This is a genomic window from Citrobacter sp. wls710, assembly GCF_005281115.1.
Taxonomy (GTDB): domain Bacteria; phylum Pseudomonadota; class Gammaproteobacteria; order Enterobacterales; family Enterobacteriaceae; genus Citrobacter; species Citrobacter werkmanii.
The window spans coordinates 1-245 of sequence record NZ_SZXD01000013.1 but is presented as its reverse complement, the minus strand read 5'-3'; the positions used below and the strand labels follow the sequence as shown (position 1 = coordinate 245).

The following is a 245-nucleotide window of genomic DNA, read 5'->3' as shown; positions in this document are numbered from 1 at the left end:
TGTAGTGCTCACACAGATTGTCTGATGAAAAGTGAATAGCAAGGCGTCTTGCGATTGAGACTTCAGTGTCCCCTTCGTCTAGAGGCCCAGGACACCGCCCTTTCACGGCGGTAACAGGGGTTCGAATCCCCTAGGGGACGCCACTTGCTGGTTCGTGAGTGAAAGACGCGTACCCTGATATCTCAAAACTCATCTTCGGGTGATGTTTGAGATATTTGCTCTTTAAAAATCTGGATCAAGCTGAA

1 tRNA gene is annotated in these 245 nt (G+C 49.0%); it reads left to right on the top strand.

Going from position 1 to position 245, the window contains the following annotated elements:
* Positions 1 to 67: 67 nt before the first annotated feature.
* Positions 68 to 143 (top strand) — tRNA-Glu (locus tag FDX14_RS06070).
* Positions 144 to 245 lie beyond the last annotated feature (102 nt).